Here is a 16,397-nt window from a genome sequence, read left to right as displayed (position 1 = left end):
TCTAGACACCCACTTCCTTTTTAAGGCTTCGAACTTTCAGGAAAGGCGGGCTTTGCCCGTAATCGCACATGGATCGTATCAGGATTGTCGGCGGCAATGAGCTTAATGGGGTCATTCCGATTTCCGGCGCCAAGAATGCGGCTTTGCCATTGATGATCGCCTCGCTTTTGACGAGCGACACGCTGACGCTCGAAAACGTGCCGCATCTGGCCGATGTCGAATTGCTGATGCGCATCCTTGGCAATCACGGCGTCGACGTCGCCGTCAACGGCCGCCGCGAGCGCCAGGACGACGGCTATTCCCGCACCATTCACTTTACCTGCCGCACGATTGCCGACACGACGGCGCATTACGAGCTTGTCTCGAAGATGCGCGCGAGCTTCTGGGTCATCGGGCCTCTGCTTGCCCGCGAGGGCCATGCCCGCGTGTCGCTGCCTGGCGGCTGCACGATCGGTACGCGTCCTGTCGACCTCTTCATCGAGGGACTGACGGCGCTCGGCGCCAATATGGAAATCGATGGCGGCTATATTAGTGCAACCGCCCCGAAGGGCGGCCTCATCGGCGCGCGCTATACATTTCCGAAGGTTTCGGTCGGCGCGACACATGTGCTGATGATGGCAGCGACCCTTGCCCGCGGCACGACGGTGATCGGCAATGCCGCCCGCGAGCCTGAAGTCGCTGATCTTTCCAATTGCCTGAACGCAATGGGCGCAAAGATCACCGGCGCCGGCACCCCGACCATCACCATCGAAGGCGTGACCTCGCTTTCAGGCGCCCGCCACCGGGTTCTGCCGGACCGGATCGAGACTGGAACCTATGCCATGGCCGTAGCAATGGCCGGCGGCGACGTGCGGCTTGAAAATACCGACATGACGCTGCTCGATACAGCACTTGAAACGCTGCGTCGCGCCGGAGCAGAGATTACCGAGACGAACAACGGTATCCGCGTGGTGCGCAACGGCGGCGGCATCAAGCCGGTCGATATCGTCACCGACCCGTTCCCGGGCTTCCCGACCGACCTTCAGGCGCAGTTCATGGCGCTGATGACGCGCTCGTCCGGCACCTCGCACATCACCGAGACGATCTTCGAAAACCGCTTCATGCATGTGCAGGAGCTGGCCCGCCTCGGCGCGAAGATCTCGCTCTCGGGCCAGACGGCCAAGATCGAGGGTGTGCCTCGTCTTCGCGGTGCGCAGGTGATGGCGACGGATCTTCGTGCGTCGGTCTCGCTTGTCATCGCCGGCCTTGCGGCCGAAGGCGAGACAGTGGTCTCCCGCGTCTATCATCTCGACCGCGGCTTTGAACGGCTGGAAGAGAAGCTGACGCGCTGCGGCGCAAACGTCGAGCGGATCAGCGAATAGGAAAGACGGCAACCGGATGCGCTCAGTTCTCCGGTTGCGTCTTTGGCTTCTTCGCCTTATCTCCATGGTGGAGTTGCCGGACTGGCATCTCGCTGGCATTGGGGAGACAAGCGAATGACCGATCTCAAGCTTTTAGCGCTTGATGGCGAAGACCTGGCGATCGTGTCGGCGCATATGCAGGACAGCGTCTTCAAGGTCGGCGACATCGAATTCTCGCCACGCCTCAAGCAATTTTCGCTGGCGGCCAATCGCTTCGTCTGGGAACTCTCCGAGCGCAAGGACAAGTCGTTCGAGCGGCATCGCACGGCGCTGGTCTTCAAGCGGGTCCTGGCTGTCCGCTCCAGTGGCATCGATCGGCAAAAGCAGGATGCGGTGCTGTCGCTGCTTGCCATCCGGTTCGACCAGACGGGCGAGGGCCCCGAGGGCACCATCGAACTGACGCTTGCCGGCCATGCAACGGTTGCCCTCGAAGTCGAATGCATCGAAGTTCAGCTTGCAGATATCGGTGGAGCGTGGGAAACCGCATCCATGCCCAGTCACCCTGAAGGGGCCTGAATTCTGGCGCCCGTTGCGGCGGCTTGATTTTGGGTGGTCCTATCTGGAAACCGCTCGGCATTTTTCGCTTCGCGCTCCCTCGGTTCGGGACCGTGCTCTAAAGAGGACTATCGCGTGGCTATCTGGCTGGATCATGGATCGGAAGAATTCGAGCAACGCTTCGCAGCCTTCCTGACGACGAAGCGAGAAGTGTCGGAGGACGTCAATACCGTCGTCCGCACGCTGATCGATGACGTTCGCGCAAGGGGCGATGCGGCGCTCGCTGAATATTCACTGCATTTCGACGGGCTCGATTTCGCTGTGACGCCGATGCGGGTCGGCGCAGAAGAAATCGACGCGGCGATCGAGCAGGTTCCCTCCGAAGCCCTCGGTGCGCTCAAGGTTGCCTCGGTGCGCATTGAATCCCATCATCGACGACAGTTGCCGCGCGACGACAACTACGAGGATGAGCTCGGGGTCGTGCTCGGCTCGCGCTGGACCGCGATCGAGGCGGTTGGGCTCTATGTCCCCGGCGGTACGGCGAGCTATCCAAGCTCGGTGCTGATGAACGCCATTCCGGCCAAGGTTGCGGGCGTCGATCGCATCGTCATGGTCGTTCCGGCCAATGGCGGCGCGGTCAATCCCGCCGTACTTGCGGCTGCCCGCATGGCCGGCGTCGAGGAAATCTACCGTATCGGCGGCGCGCAGGCGATCGCAGCCCTTGCCTTCGGGACCGAGACGATCGCGCCGGTTGCGAAGATCATCGGCCCCGGCAATGCCTATGTGGCGGCGGCCAAGCGACAGGTCTTCGGGACTGTCGGCATCGACATGATCGCCGGGCCGTCCGAGGTGCTGATCATCGCCGATGGGGATAATGATCCCGAGTGGATCGCCGCCGACCTTCTTGCTCAGGCCGAACATGACAGAGGCGCGCAGTCGATCCTGATCACCGACAATGCCCTCTTTGCCAAGGCGGTCGAACTTGCCGTCGAGCGTCAGCTGAAGCTTTTGAGCCGCTCTGAAACGGCGGCAGCCAGCTGGCGGGATTTCGGCGCGATCATCCTCGTGTCGGTGCTTTCGGATGCGGTGCCGCTTGCCAATCGCATTGCGGCCGAACATCTGGAGCTGGCAGTCGATGACCCGGAAGCGTTGCTTCTCGGCATTCGCAATGCCGGTGCGATCTTCATCGGCCGGCACACGCCTGAAGTCATAGGCGACTATGTCGCCGGTTCGAACCACGTGTTGCCGACCGCGCGTTCTGCACGGTTTTCTTCCGGGCTTTCGGTACTCGACTATATGAAGCGGACGTCGGTCCTGCGCCTCGGCCCGGACCAGTTGCGGGTGCTCGGACCCGCTGCGATCGCCCTTGCAAATTCGGAAGGCCTCGATGCACACGCGCGTTCGGTTGCGATCCGCCTCAATCTCGAGGGGTAGGCAATGGCTGCGGGCGGCTACCGGCTGAGCGACATTGTCCTTGATGATACGATCGGCCGCTCGACGCCCGATGTCGAGCACGAGCGCGCGGTGGCGATCTTCGATCTCATCGAGGAAAACAGCTTCGAGCCCGTCGGTCATCCTGGCGGGCCCTACAAGCTCAACCTTTCGCTTGTCGACAGTAAGCTCGTCCTGACCATCCGAACGGAAGCCGGGGAGGATGTGGCCACGCATATCCTGTCGCTGACGCCTTTCCGGCGGATCGTGAAGGATTATTTCATGATCTGCGAAAGCTATTATGAAGCGATCCGCACGGCCACCCCCAGCAGGATCGAGGCGATAGACATGGGCCGCCGCGGCGTTCACAACGACGGGTCTCACACTCTGCAAGAGAGGCTGAAGGGCAAGATCAAAGTCGATTTCGACACTGCGCGCCGCCTGTTCACGCTTGTCTGCGTCCTCTACTGGCGGGGATAGGTGAGATGGAACCTATGGCGCCATCAGAACAGAGCGGCAAAAATCCGGGCGCCATCCTGTTCATGTGCGGCATGAACGTCATTCGTTCGCCGATGGCCGAAGCGATTGCCCGTAGCATTCTACCGTCCGGCACCTATATCATGTCGGCAGGCGTCAGAGCCGGCGAGCGCGACCCGTTCGTCGACATCGTGCTTGAGGAAATCGGCCTGAAGCTCAAGCGCAAGCAGCCGCAGACGCTCGATGAGCTCGAGGATGATTTTTTCGATCTCATCATCACCCTTTCTCCAGAGGCTCACCACACGGCGCTTGAACTGACCCGAACACATGCCGTCGATGTGGTCTATTGGCCGACCTTCGACCCGACCGTCGTGACCGGCACACGCGAGCAGATACTGGAGGCCTATCGCGAGGTTCGCGATCGTCTTTCCGACCTCATTGAAACCCGACTGGCCAGGCGAAATGGCATCGCGGCGCAGTCGGCGTGAAACAAATGCAGAAAGCCTGATCAACGAGGTTCACAAAACCGCGTTGATTGTGTAGTTTCCGCGCAAATTTTCCGGCGGCCCCAGCCCCGGCTTCAAACCGACAGGAAGAAAAGCATTCAATGCCGAAAGAAGAAGTTCTAGAGTTTCCCGGTGTCGTCACCGAATTGCTGCCGAATGCGACTTTTCGCGTCAAGCTCGAAAATGAGCACGAAATCATCGCCCATACGGCCGGCCGCATGCGCAAGAACCGTATCCGCGTTCTTGCCGGCGACAAGGTGCTTGTCGAAATGACACCCTACGACCTGACCAAAGGCCGTATCACCTATCGTTTCAAATAGGATTGAACTCCAAGCCGGCGGTTTCCAACAATCAGGCTCCGTCTTTCCGACTGCGATGCTCGAGGGTCCATGGCGCTGAAACACAAGCTGATATTGGCCTCCGGCTCGCCGCGGCGTGTCGATCTCCTGCATCAGGCCGGCATCGATCCGGCGCGCCTGATGCCGATGGATATCGACGAAAGCCCCAACAAATCGGAGCATCCGCGCTCACTTGCGCGGCGGCTTTCGGCTGAAAAGGGAGAGGCGGCATTTGCAGCACTCAAGGGTGACCCGGCCTGGCTTGGAAGCTATGTCCTGGCTGCCGACACGGTCGTGGCCGTCGGCCGGCGCATTCTGCCCAAGGCAGAATTCGTCGATGAGGCCTCCTCGGCGCTGCATCTTCTGTCCGGCCGCAGCCATTGGGTCTACACCGGCATCTGCCTTATTACACCGGACCGCAAGCTGCGACAGAAAGTCGTTGAAACAAAAGTTCGCTTCAAACGGCTATCCAGCGCGGATATAGAAGGCTATCTCGCCTCGGGCCAATGGCGCGGCAAGGCGGGTGCCTATGCGATACAGGGTCTCGCCGGCGGTTTCGTCCAGAAGCTTGTCGGCTCCTATACCAATGTCGTTGGGCTTCCCTTGTACGAGACCATGCTTCTCCTGACAGGGGAGGGCTTCGACGTCCATGCCCACTGGCAGGAAGGATGATCGTCATGACACATGATGGGATAAAACTCGGTGCGAAAGTCGAGCCGCTGCGCAAGACGCGCGCCTGTGCAGAATGCGGCAGACCGTCCGCTCGCGAGCATTATCCGTTCTGTTCGGACCGCTGCCGTGAGGCGGATCTCTCCCGCTGGCTGAACGGTTCCTACGCCATTCCTGTTGTCGACGATGAGAAGAAGGCAGATTACGACGACGAGGAATAGGCTCTTTCGCGGGCCGTTTTAGCAGCGAAGCTCTTCAATTCATTGCGCAATCATCGATCACTCATTTCCTGTCAAAAAACTATCATTTGACGCTGGACATGCTCCGACAAGATGCTATAACCCGCCTCGCTTCCGGGGGAAACCAACATCCCCAGGCCTCTCAAGGGGGCTTTCTTCAGGGACGAAGCAGAGATGCCCGGATAGCTCAGTTGGTAGAGCAGCGGATTGAAAATCCGCGTGTCGGTGGTTCAAATCCGCCTCCGGGCACCATTTTTCACTGGTCCATACCGAAGACATAGGTAACAGATCGTACCTAAGACATGGGTGACAACCTCGTGCCGAACGGGTTGTCGATGGTTTGCAAAGGCCTCTGCTCCAGGTCGATATGGTGGCCACTTTCTTGAGCGTCGGATGCATGCGCTCATGCCGGCCGTTCTGTTGGGGACGGCCAGGCCCGATGTGCTCGAGCGTGATGCCAAGCCTGAGCCACCACACCGACAGTTTTGACAGATTGTAGAGGCCGTTCGGACTGGCAAACGGCAAGCCGTTGTCGCTCTGATGGCAGCTGGCAAGCCGCGCTCGACAAACAGCCGGCGGAAAGCATCAAAGACGGTTTTCGCGGGTCGACTCGAAGGCTTCACAGGCGAGAATATAACGTGACGCCTGGTCGGTGACCGTCAGCGGGTATGGCGGCCGAGGAGGTTCTGCAAGGCAGCCGCTCGATAGGTGCTGGCGGGATCAAAGGTAGCGATCTCGACCGAGCTGCTCACCTCGCGACGCGAATGGTCGCCAGTTTTGGATTAGGCAAGATTCCTCGGTTTGACGCCGATCGCTCCCGCATCGGCGAATCCTACAGATCTCCGCCTGAAATCAGGGCCGAGATCGATGCGATCCTAGCGCGAGAGTGGAAGGCTGTGAAGCAGTTATTGACCCGAGAGAAGCACCGGCTGATGCGCTTGACCGCCGAATTGGTCGTCGATCGAAATATCGAGCTGCATTCCATTTGAGGGAGTGGATTGCGCGGATGTAGGATTCGCTGCCCATCGATGCCTAGCCAGGCGCGATCGATCACAGCTAGTGTGTGAACAACGGCGAATCCTCCGCTTAAGGGAAACTAATCGGCCCTACCCAAACGAAAGTTAGCAAGCGAAGGCAGCGGGATTCGCCTTTCCCTAAAGGAATGAGTTCTAAAATACAACTTTGTGTGTTCCTATTGTTCGATATATTCAGCCTAGATTTGCTTTTAACTCTATTTTAACCATGTTTGGGTTGTATGGCGGCATCAGTCGGCTCATGATGAGCATCCCCCACATCACGGATTCATTGAGCCGCCACCATGAGCAGCATCCTCACCAATTTGTCGGCGCTCGCCGCCTTGCAAACGCTGAAAGGCGTGAATTCGAATCTGGCGAAGACGCAGCAGCAAGTCAGTTCTGGGCTCCGAATTTCTTCGGCGAAGGACAACGCCGCCTACTGGGCCATCGCCACGACCATGAGATCGGACAAGTCGTCGATATCAGCTATTAAGGACGCGATTGGCCTTGGGCAGGCAACGGTGGATACGGCCTATGAAGGCATGCAATCCGTCATCGGCGTCCTTGATAAGTTCAACACGAAGCTCGTCGCCGCCAAGGAGGATGGCGTCGACAAAGGCAAGATCCAGGACGAGCTGAACCAGCTTAAACAACAGATGGTGAGCATCGCCGCGTCTTCCGGCTTCAATGGCGTCGACTGGTTGAATACCAGTCTATCGGACATCTACGACAGCGCGCAGGCCACGACTTCCCTTGTCTCGTCCTTCGTCAGGAATTCACAAGGCGGCGTGTCGGTAGATAAGATGGATGTAGACCTGTCGAGGCTGTCACTGTTCAACAGCACCGGGGGCGGCTTGCTTCAGGCGGATGCGCGAGACGTCGGCACCATCGGCGGAATGCGGATACTTGATCTCACCCAGCCCATCGGAGGTGATTTTACCTCCTATGATGGCGTCAACGGGTCGTCTGGCTGGATGGCGCCCAACGGGAATGGCGGTAGCGCGGGCATCTTCGCGCTCGACTCCTTCCCGGTCGGATCGCCTCTGGATTTCAACACTCCGGGGGCACAGATCAGCTTTGACATTACCCTAGACAAGGAAGCCTCCAACCCGCAAAACTACGGCAGCGGCGACACGCGAGCGGACTTCGAAAATCTCCCCGGCCCATACTACGGCGGGTATACCCCTCCATCCATAGTGATCACGAAAGCTGATGTCGATGCATACGATCCGACCCTCGGCGGGATCGTATCGACGAACACCCAGTTCGCGGGGGTCCTCAATCTAAAGCTCCAAGCGCAAGGTGCATCGGTCAACGCGTCCTACAATATGTACGATCCTCCCGGCTCCAATAACTGGGTCCATAGTCCCGAACTGATGACTATCACGACGCTCCAGCAGGCCCACGGTTTCGGCTCCTATGTCGAGATATCCAACCTCAACAGCGTTGGCGTGGGCACCGGCGGCCTGAAGGAGGATTCCGCTTTCGGTTCGCGAGGGTCGGGAATGGCGTTGGATTTTAAGACCTTCATCGACGCTACCGACGGGGGAAACAAGGACGGGATCGACATAAGTTTCGACTTTTCTGTCAATGGACCGCCCACAAAGTCCTATTCCTTCAACCGCACCTATATCAATAGCGTACTGAACAGGAACGATGGGAAAGTCGAGACTTCAGATGACATGGCTACTCTGATGCATTCTTTGCTCGATGCCGACTGGCCCGGTCTGGTTATCGATGCGACATCACCGACGACTGTCATCATCAAGTCAGACCCGGCGATCGATCGGCAATTTGGAAGCGGTACCAGTATCGCGTTCAACAACGTACGCGTCAGCAACGAGCCCCGCTCGGTCTTCAATATTCTCGATATCGACGTCGAGCAGAACCCGGACCTGATAGACAAATATATCGACTACATGAACATCACCATGTCGAAGGTTCGCGCTGGCGCGACCAGGTTGGGTTCGCTCCAGCAACGTCTCGACATGCAGTCGAATTTCGCAGACGTACTTCAGAATTCACTGGCAAGCGGCATTGGCAAACTTGTCGACGCCGACATGGAGCAGGAGTCCAGCAGGTTGACGGCGCTAGAGACACAGCAGCAGCTCGCTCTGCAGTCGCTTCAGGTTGCCAACCAAAACCCGCAGGCGATATTATCTTTGTTCAGCGCATGAAGGCCGGGTACGCTCCGACAACTGGCAACGTTTTGCACGACGACCGGCCGCCTACCGAATCGCTGATGGGAAAGCGCGCGGTACCGGCGTCAAGAGCATACCCATTTCGTATAAGTTGCATCGCTGTTGCCTTTCGACTAGCTTCCGCATGGGGGAATGCCGAGACAACCGGCCCTTGGAATCGGGGACATTATGGCCGCCGACTGGAATCTGAGTTCCGTCTGCATGGCGTTCTCAGAAGCCGCACAAGGGAGTGCGGAGTGGCAGCATGCGCTCGAGGTCGCAAGCGATCATCTCGGTGCCGTCGGCGCTGTCATCGTACCTCTGAAAGGCTCCTTCACCAAGCTTCAGACCACTCCGTCCTTCAAGGAAGCCATCGACGCCTATATCGGCGACGGGTGGGTCGATCGCGACATCCGGTTCAAGGGTGTCGGCACAATGCGCAAGAAACGGGTCGCGACGGACCTCGATTTTATAAGTCCCGACCTCATACGTCACCATCCTTACTATCAGGATTGGCTTCGGCCCTTCGGCCTGAAGTGGTTTGCGGGGGTTCATGTGGCTGGAGTTCACGACGAATGGGCGCTGTCGATCCAGCGCTCCGAAGATCAAGGGCCGTTCAATGAAGAGGAGGTCGCGCGGCTTCGGCTACTGTCGCAGGGTATTTCCTCCGTGGTAGCTGTCGGAAGCGCGCTCGGGTTTGCAAAGGCGGAAGCCGCGCTCGAGGCGTTCGAGATCTCCGGCAGAGCCGTCGTCATGCTGGACCGACAGGGCGACGTCGTCCTCATCAACCAGGCGGCGGAACGTCTTGTCTGCGGCGACCTGCAAATCTCCAGAAAACGCCTGGTGTGCCGTGACGCCACGGCGACACGCGCTCTTGGAGCCGCGATCCATGCCGTCTGCTCGCGGGAACCTGGCAGCGACCTCCTTCACCCGATATCCATCGCTCGCCCGAACAGCGCTCCGATCATCGCCTTCGTCACTCCGGCGAGGGGCGGCGCGATCGACCTCCTTTCTCCATGTCAGACACTGGTGGTGCTCTTCGACCCTATCGAACGAAAGGCGCCTCCTCCGGAACTACTTCAGAAGCTCTTCCACCTCACTCCCGCCGAGTCCCGGCTGGCCCATGCGCTCGCCAACGGACACAAGCTGCACGATCTCTCCATCGGAGCAGGTCTTTCCTACGAGACCGTACGCAACCAGCTAAAGAGCATCTTCGTGAAACTGGGAGTCAACAGCCAGACCGATATGGTTGCCGCACTGGTCAGCATCGTGGTGCCCCTTGGATTCCTCTGAACCTTGAGAAATGGGATGGCCCAATTGGGTCATTCGGATCTTCTGACATCGGCGTAGTGTTTCAGAACATCCACCGTCCAGCGGAGTAAAGCGAATGACAACCCAGTTTGGCTACACCCAAGGGGTCATCACCTATACCGTTCAATTCACAGGCGTCTATGACATCATGACCCTTGGCGCCCAAGGCGGGGCAGGCGCAACCTCTCTTAGCGCGGGAGGAGCCGGAGGCGAGACTGGCGGAGAATTTTTCCTGCAGGCGGGCGACGTCCTGCAAGTTCTCGTGGGTGGCGAGGGTGGCGACGGGCACCTGGACGTCGGCGTGGGTGACGGTGTGCAGATTATTTCGCCTTACGGCGGTGGCGGCGGCGGCGGCACGCTCGTGGTGCTGACCGGCGGTCCAGATGATCCCACCAATGTTCCAACCCCCTTGGTGGTTGCTGGTGGTGGTGGCGGGGGAGGTTACGTCGATGGCGATGGCCATTCGGCAATTGGACTGCCTGGTGGAGTAGCGGGAAGCGGAGCAAGCACTGAATACTTTTCAGGGACGATTGACGGCGCCGCCGCCGGCGCTGTCGGCTACGGCGGTTTCGGCCTGTCCAATAGCAACAGCAGTATCGGTGGAGGCGGCGGGGGCTTCTACGGTGACGGCGGCTCCAGTGGAGATCCCTCCAACCCCGCCGTCGGGGGGTCCAGTTTCATCGACGGCGGCACCGGCGGCGCTGGCGCAGGCGCTGGCGGACCCGGATTGGAGTCTTTTGCGGGGAACGGTGGTTTCGGTGGAGGCGGAGGTGGGAACGCTAGCTTGTTCGGACCTCCAGTCGGCGGCGGCGGGGGGGGTGGAGGCTACACCGGCGGCGGTGGGGGAGCCGGCGAGGGCGGCGGCGGCGGTTCCTATCTGAACCCACTGGCACTTGATATCGGCTCAATCGAAGTTGCAGGCGTAAACGACGGGAACGGCCTCGTGACCCTTGAGTTGATACCCCTGACCGTCACCGAGAACCTGGCGCATGACGCTGGTCCTTCCCAAACGGACAACATCACCTCGAACCCAGCGCTGTTAGGATCAGGCTACCCAAACGAGGTGGTTAGCTTCACTATTGATGGTACGGCGGTTCTCGACACGGTAACGGCGGACAGAAATGGCGCCTGGAATTACACTCCGACCGGACTTGCCGATGGCCCACACACGATCGTGGCAAGCGAGGTCGATGGATCCGGCAATATTCAGCGCAGCTCCCCACTAACCATCATGCTCGACACGGTCGCGCCTATAGTCACCGCCGATCTCGCTCATGACACCGGCTCTTCCAATACGGACCGGATCACTTCGAATGATACGATCCAAGGCGTCGGCGATCCGAACGCCGTAGTGCACTTTACGATCGACGGCGTCGCAGTCGCGGACACGGCAACGGCGAACAGCGTCGGCGACTGGACCTACGCACCGCTCGTGCTTCTCGGCCAAGCGGACGGCGAGCATACGATCGTCGCGACCGAGACCGACGCTGCCGGAAACGTCGGGAGCAGCAATCCACTGACCTTCAATCTGGTTACCGATTTTCCCGATGAGACTCCGAGCCAGATCAAGACACTGGCGACCTTTCCTAGCGACAATGTATCGGATCCGTTGGAGAACCTGGCTATCGACGCGGCGGGCAATCTCTTCGGGACGACAACAAGCCTCAACGGCGCGGTTTACGAAATCGTCAATAGCGGGACAGCGCTCAATCCGATCTACAACACGCCGCCCCAAACGGTGGCGGTCTTTCCGACACTTCCGTCAACCGGGTTCCTCGATGCTCCAAGCTCCGGCTTGATCATCGATAAGGCCGGCAACCTCTTCGGAGTGACGGCAGGAAATTCACCGGAGTACGGCACGGTGTTCGAGATTGCCAAGACCAGCACCGGCTATAGCAGCACGCCCACCACTCTCGTGAGCTTTACCGATGAGAAAGACAGCCACTTTCCTTACGGGGGACTGGTCCAGGACGCTGCTGGCAATCTTATCGGCGTCTCCAGTCAGGGAGGACTGTTCGACGAGGGAACCGTGTTCGAGGTTTCCAACGCCGGCACATCGTCGAACCCAAGCTATACATATAAGATCATCGTCAATTTCGCCGCTTCAACCAATGGACCCAGTTTCGTTCAGCCATTTGCCGGCGTCACGATCGACAAGGGCGGGAACCTCTTCGGGACGTTACAAGGCAGCTACGGCGCGGTTTACGAGATCCACAACACCGGATCGCCAATAGCCCCAAACTACGCACCGTCTTACGACCTTCTCGTCAATTTCTTTAATCTGGATCACCAGGCGTATGGGGCTGACCCGAACTCGACAATGACCACCGACGCCTCCGGCAACATCTTCGGAACAACGAATTCAGGAGGCGCCTACGGCTTCGGGACGGTGTTTGAAGTCGTCAAATCCGGCGGAGGCTACGGCAGCACTCCGGTCACGCTGATGTCCTTCCGCGGCTTTCACGACGGGGTGACGATGGACAGCGCCGGCGATCTGTTCGGCACGATGGATAGCCTCGGATCGGGACCCGCCGGTGACGCGCACCCATTCGGATCGGCGTTCGAGATCGTCAACACCGGCACGATATCAGCGCCCGTCTATGCCAGTACGCCAGTTACGCTGGGATATTTCGACGTGAACAGCAGCCATATTGCTGGCACCGGCATTCCAGAGACCGGAAGTTTGGTGTTTGACGCATCTGGAAACCTGTTCGGTACGGGTGCGGAGGGTGGCCTGCAATCTCAACATACAGGCGTCTTGTTCGAGATCACCAATCCGCTAGCCGCCTCGCCGCAAATAACTTCGCAGCTCAGCCATGACACCGGCTCCTCGTCCACTGATCAACTGACCTCCGACCCTTCCATTGCCGGGACCGGCGTCGCTCATGCTGTCGTTCGGTTCACGATCGATGGAGTCGCGAGTTCTGCAACAACGACAGTGGCGGCCGACGGAACCTGGTTATTCAATCCATCCAATCTGTCGGATGGGGACCATACCATCACCGCGTCGGAGACGAACCTGTATGGGCTGTCGAGCGACAGCAGCATTTCATTTACTCTTGATAGGGCGCCTCCGACCGCCCCGACGCAGCTAGCCTTAGAGACTGCTTCGGACAGTGGCCAGAAAGGCGATAGCATTACGGACGTCGCACAGCTTCAGATCGGTGGCGTGACAGAGGCCGGCGCAACGGTAACGCTCTACGAGGGCGGCACCCTGCTTGGCACCGGCACGTCCGACCCTGGTGGCGCCTTCTCAATCACAACCTCGATCCTCGGGGACGGCCAACACTTCATCACCTCGACCGCGACGGACGCCGCCGGCAACACTAGCCAGGCCTCGCCCGCGCTTATGGTCATGATAGACACTGCACCGCCGGCCGCCCCTTCCACCCTGTCGCTCGACGCCACGACCGATAGTGGCACCGTTGGCGATGGCCTCACCAACTTCACCCAGGTGAGAATTGATGGCACGTCCGAGGCGGGCTCGACGGTAACGCTCTATGCGGGCAGCGCCGTTCTTGGTACAGGCACTGCAGATGTCAGTGGCGCCTTCTCCATCACCACCGCGACCCTCATCGACGGCCTCCACTCAATTACCGCCACCGCGACGGACGTTGCGAACAACACCAGCCAGGCCTCGATCCCGCTCGACGTGACGGTCGCGCAACCGGTCGACGCCGCGCCGACGATAGTCGGCGGCGGGGCGGTCGCGATCGATCTCGCTGAAAACATTAATGCCGTGACCACCGTCGTTTCGACTGATCCGGATGCCGGCGACGTTGTCACCTATTCGATTTCCGGGGGCTTCGACGGCAATCTCTTCAGCATCGACAGCCAGTCGGGCGCGCTCGCCTTCATCAAGGCGCCCGACTTCGAAAATCCCGATGTAAACGGCGGTGTCCCCGACCAGTTCTACAGCGTGCTGGTTCGTGCAACGGATAGCGTGGGTCTTTTTGCCGAACAGTTGCTGACGGTGACCGTTACGAACGTCAATGACAACTCCCCCATCTTCACCTCCGACACCACCGCGACCGTCGTGGAAAACGTTGCCGGAACGGCATATCAGGCGGTGGCCGGCGATGCTGACAACCTCAGTGCGTTGGCTTATTCGGTGGGCGGCGCGGACGCGGCGTTGTTCAACATCGACGCGGCGAGCGGCGCTGTCAGCTTCAAATCCGCGCCGGACTTCGAAGCGCCTGCCGACACCGGGAGCAACAATGTCTACAACATCGTCGTGAGCGCTTCCGACGGCCTGCATTCGACCGACGAGGCGGTGGCGATCACCGTGACCAACGTCAACGACAACGCACCCGCCTTTACTTCGGGCGCGACCGCGACCTTCGCCGAGAACGGCACCGGCACGGCCTATGACGCCAACGCTAACGACGCCGACAATCTCGGGGCGATCGCCTATACGCTGGGCGGGGTCGACGCGTCCCTGTTCAACATCGACCGCGCGACGGGGATCGTGACCTTCAAGGCCGCGCCGGACTTCGAAGCGCCGAGCGACGCCGGCGGGAACAACGTCTACGACGTCGTGGTCACCGCGTCCGACGGTACCTTCTCAACCGGCCAGGCGGTCGCGATCACCGTGACAGACGTCGCCGAAGGCGGCGCCGTCATCACTGGTACTTCGGGTGCCAACACCTTGAACGGTACGGCAGGGGACGACACGATCAGTGGCCTCGCGGGCGACGACACGCTGAATGGATTGGGCGGCAACGACCATCTGATAGGTGGAACTGGGGCCGACGTTCTTAACGGCGGCCTTGGGGCGGACGTCATGCAGGGGGGTGCCGGAGCGGACACCTACTTGGTCGACAACGTCGGCGACGTCGTCGATGAATCGGTCGCCGGTTCTGGCGGCGTCGACACCGTGCAGTCCTCGATCACCTTCAGCCTCGTCGCATCGGCGACGGTTCTCGGGGCTATCGAAAATCTCACGCTCTCCGGTTCGGGCAATATAGACGGCACAGGCAACGATCTCGCCAACGTCTTGACCGGCAACAGCGGCGACAACCATCTCGTCGGCGGCGCCGGCAACGACACGCTTTTTGGAAACGGCGGCAACGACTTGCTTGACGGCGGGACCGGCAACGACACCATGCACGGCGGTGCGGGCGACGACACCTATGTCGTCGATAGCACCGGCGACCGGGTGGACGAGGCCGGATCGGGAGGCGTCGACACGGTACAGTCGTCCATCTCCTTCAGCCTGGCCTCCTCGCATGTGACCGGCAACGTCGAGAACCTGGTCCTGACAGGTAGCGCGTCTATCGACGCGACTGGTAACGCGCTGGACAACCATCTCGTCGGCAACAGCGGCGACAATGTCCTCGACGGTGGCGGCGGCCAGGACGTCATGCAGGGTGGGGCAGGCAACGACACCTATGTCGTCGACAACCTCAACGACACGGTCGACGAAAGCACCGCAGGGGCAGGCGGAATCGACACCGTCAGGACCTCGCTGAGCTTCAGTTTGGCGACGTCGGCCCACGTTCTGGGTCAGATCGAAAACCTGGTGCTGACCGGGAACGGCAACGTCGACGGCACCGGCAACGAGCTTGACAACGCCATCACCGGGAACAACGGCGACAACGTTCTCACCGGCGGCGCAGGGAACGACGTTCTCGACGGGGGTCGGGGGAACGACCATCTCGATGGCGGAACAGGGGCCGACGTCATGATCGGCGGGAAAGGCAACGACGTCTTCTTCGTCGACAACGTGGGAGACAAGGTGATCGAAAACGCCGGCGAAGGCACGGACGAGATCCATACGACCCTTGCGACCTTCACGTTGTCCGACAACGTCGAGAATCTGGTCTACACCGGGGCCGCGAACTTCACCGGGACGGGCAATGCGTTGAACAATACCATCACCGGCGGGGTCGGTAGCGACCACCTGTCGGGAGGAGCCGGCAACGACGTTCTCGCGGGCGGGGCCGGAAGCGACTTCCTCACTGGCGGAACTGGCAACGACCAGTTCTTGTTCAATGTCGCCCTCACCCAGACGGGGGTCGACACGATCACCGATTTCCACAGCCGGGCCGCGCCCGGAACCGAACACGACCACGTCGTCCTCAGCAGCGCGGCGGGCATGTTCAGCCAGCTCGCGGTCGGCGCGCTGTCCAATGCGGCGTTCGTCTCCTCCGCAGGGGGGCAGGCTCAGGATGCTAGCGACCGGATCATCTACGATCCGACCAACGGCTGGCTCACCTACGACGCCAATGGGAGCGCAGCCGGCGGTAACCCGGTGCACTTCGCGACGCTGCAGCCGGGACTCAGCCTTCAGGCCGCGGATTTCCTGGTGATCTGAAAAGGGGAGGCGGACCAGG

12 protein-coding genes, 1 tRNA gene and 1 pseudogene are annotated in these 16,397 nt (G+C 60.1%); 13 read left to right on the top strand and 1 reads right to left on the bottom strand.

Annotated features, from left to right (window positions below; genetic code table 11):
• Positions 1-68: 68 nt before the first annotated feature.
• The 9 genes from murA (at position 69) to AB4Z52_RS15845 (ending at position 5,807) form a co-directional block, all read left to right on the top strand.
• Entirely contained in the window at positions 69-1,361 is a 1,293-nt protein-coding gene (gene murA, locus AB4Z52_RS15885; protein ID WP_442218886.1) for a UDP-N-acetylglucosamine 1-carboxyvinyltransferase, read from the top strand.
• 114 nt (positions 1,362-1,475) lie between these two features.
• Positions 1,476-1,916, top strand: a complete 441-nt coding sequence (locus AB4Z52_RS15880; protein ID WP_442218885.1) for a DUF2948 family protein — start codon at positions 1,476-1,478, stop codon at positions 1,914-1,916.
• 114 nt (positions 1,917-2,030) lie between these two features.
• On the top strand, positions 2,031-3,329 hold the full coding sequence (hisD, locus tag AB4Z52_RS15875) for a histidinol dehydrogenase (RefSeq protein ID WP_442218884.1): 1,299 nt from the start codon (positions 2,031-2,033) through the stop codon (positions 3,327-3,329).
• Between the two features lie 3 nt (positions 3,330-3,332).
• Complete coding sequence (locus tag AB4Z52_RS15870) at positions 3,333-3,806, top strand: UPF0262 family protein (RefSeq protein ID WP_442218883.1); 474 nt, start codon at positions 3,333-3,335, stop codon at positions 3,804-3,806.
• Positions 3,807-3,811: 5 nt separating this feature from the next.
• The gene (locus AB4Z52_RS15865; RefSeq protein WP_442218882.1) at positions 3,812-4,291 is read left to right on the top strand and encodes an arsenate-mycothiol transferase ArsC; all 480 of its coding nucleotides are present in this window, start codon (positions 3,812-3,814) and stop codon (positions 4,289-4,291) included.
• A 119-nt stretch (positions 4,292-4,410) separates the two neighbouring features.
• Positions 4,411-4,629, top strand: coding sequence for a translation initiation factor IF-1 (infA, locus tag AB4Z52_RS15860; protein WP_004117876.1), 219 nt, complete (start codon positions 4,411-4,413; stop codon positions 4,627-4,629).
• A gap of 69 nt (positions 4,630-4,698) precedes the next feature.
• A complete protein-coding gene (locus tag AB4Z52_RS15855) occupies positions 4,699-5,319 on the top strand; it encodes a Maf-like protein (RefSeq protein WP_442218881.1) in 621 nt (206 codons plus the stop codon).
• Positions 5,320-5,324: 5 nt separating this feature from the next.
• Entirely contained in the window at positions 5,325-5,537 is a 213-nt protein-coding gene (gene yacG / locus AB4Z52_RS15850; RefSeq protein ID WP_442218880.1) for a DNA gyrase inhibitor YacG, read from the top strand.
• 194 nt (positions 5,538-5,731) lie between these two features.
• Positions 5,732-5,807, top strand: a tRNA-Phe gene (locus AB4Z52_RS15845).
• Positions 5,808-5,924: 117 nt separating this feature from the next.
• Here AB4Z52_RS15845 and AB4Z52_RS15840 read toward each other — a convergent pair.
• Positions 5,925-6,224, bottom strand: a pseudogene (locus AB4Z52_RS15840) (DDE-type integrase/transposase/recombinase); the annotation flags it as partial.
• Between AB4Z52_RS15840 and AB4Z52_RS15835 the strand changes: the two are divergent.
• The 4 genes from AB4Z52_RS15835 to AB4Z52_RS15820 all read left to right on the top strand — a co-directional run bounded on the left by AB4Z52_RS15835 (position 6,224) and on the right by AB4Z52_RS15820 (position 16,378).
• The gene (locus tag AB4Z52_RS15835) at positions 6,224-6,544 is read left to right on the top strand and encodes a hypothetical protein (RefSeq protein ID WP_442218879.1); all 321 of its coding nucleotides are present in this window, start codon (positions 6,224-6,226) and stop codon (positions 6,542-6,544) included. The pseudogene AB4Z52_RS15840 and the gene AB4Z52_RS15835 sit on opposite strands and share 1 nt — an antisense overlap.
• Positions 6,545-6,873: 329 nt before the next feature.
• On the top strand, positions 6,874-8,748 hold the full coding sequence (locus tag AB4Z52_RS15830; RefSeq protein ID WP_442218878.1) for a flagellin N-terminal helical domain-containing protein: 1,875 nt from the start codon (positions 6,874-6,876) through the stop codon (positions 8,746-8,748).
• A gap of 192 nt (positions 8,749-8,940) precedes the next feature.
• Positions 8,941-10,044, top strand: coding sequence for a helix-turn-helix transcriptional regulator (locus AB4Z52_RS15825; protein ID WP_442218877.1), 1,104 nt, complete (start codon positions 8,941-8,943; stop codon positions 10,042-10,044).
• A gap of 94 nt (positions 10,045-10,138) precedes the next feature.
• Positions 10,139-16,378: an Ig-like domain-containing protein gene (locus AB4Z52_RS15820; RefSeq protein WP_442218876.1), complete on the top strand. Its 6,240-nt coding sequence runs from the start codon at positions 10,139-10,141 to the stop codon at positions 16,376-16,378.
• Positions 16,379-16,397 lie beyond the last annotated feature (19 nt).

The organism is Rhizobium sp. 2YAF20, assembly GCF_052114685.1.
In the GTDB taxonomy this organism is placed as follows: domain Bacteria; phylum Pseudomonadota; class Alphaproteobacteria; order Rhizobiales; family Rhizobiaceae; genus Rhizobium.
The sequence above is the reverse complement of the archived record's forward strand: the minus strand, read 5'-3'. Positions and strand labels throughout refer to the sequence as shown.

Bases quoted from the DNA above. Each gene is read 5' to 3' on its own strand.
- AB4Z52_RS15855 (WP_442218881.1), top strand. From the start codon at position 4,699: ATGGCGCTGAAACACAAGCTGATATTGGCCTCCGGCTCGCCGCGGCGT.
- AB4Z52_RS15880 (WP_442218885.1), top strand. From the start codon at position 1,476: ATGACCGATCTCAAGCTTTTAGCGCTTGATGGCGAAGACCTGGCGATC.
- murA (WP_442218886.1), top strand. From the start codon at position 69: ATGGATCGTATCAGGATTGTCGGCGGCAATGAGCTTAATGGGGTCATT.
- AB4Z52_RS15820 (WP_442218876.1), top strand. From the start codon at position 10,139: ATGACAACCCAGTTTGGCTACACCCAAGGGGTCATCACCTATACCGTT.
- AB4Z52_RS15870 (WP_442218883.1), top strand. From the start codon at position 3,333: ATGGCTGCGGGCGGCTACCGGCTGAGCGACATTGTCCTTGATGATACG.
- AB4Z52_RS15865 (WP_442218882.1), top strand. From the start codon at position 3,812: ATGGAACCTATGGCGCCATCAGAACAGAGCGGCAAAAATCCGGGCGCC.
- yacG (WP_442218880.1), top strand. From the start codon at position 5,325: ATGACACATGATGGGATAAAACTCGGTGCGAAAGTCGAGCCGCTGCGC.
- AB4Z52_RS15825 (WP_442218877.1), top strand. From the start codon at position 8,941: ATGGCCGCCGACTGGAATCTGAGTTCCGTCTGCATGGCGTTCTCAGAA.
- AB4Z52_RS15830 (WP_442218878.1), top strand. From the start codon at position 6,874: ATGAGCAGCATCCTCACCAATTTGTCGGCGCTCGCCGCCTTGCAAACG.
- AB4Z52_RS15835 (WP_442218879.1), top strand. From the start codon at position 6,224: ATGGCGGCCGAGGAGGTTCTGCAAGGCAGCCGCTCGATAGGTGCTGGC.
- infA (WP_004117876.1), top strand. From the start codon at position 4,411: ATGCCGAAAGAAGAAGTTCTAGAGTTTCCCGGTGTCGTCACCGAATTG.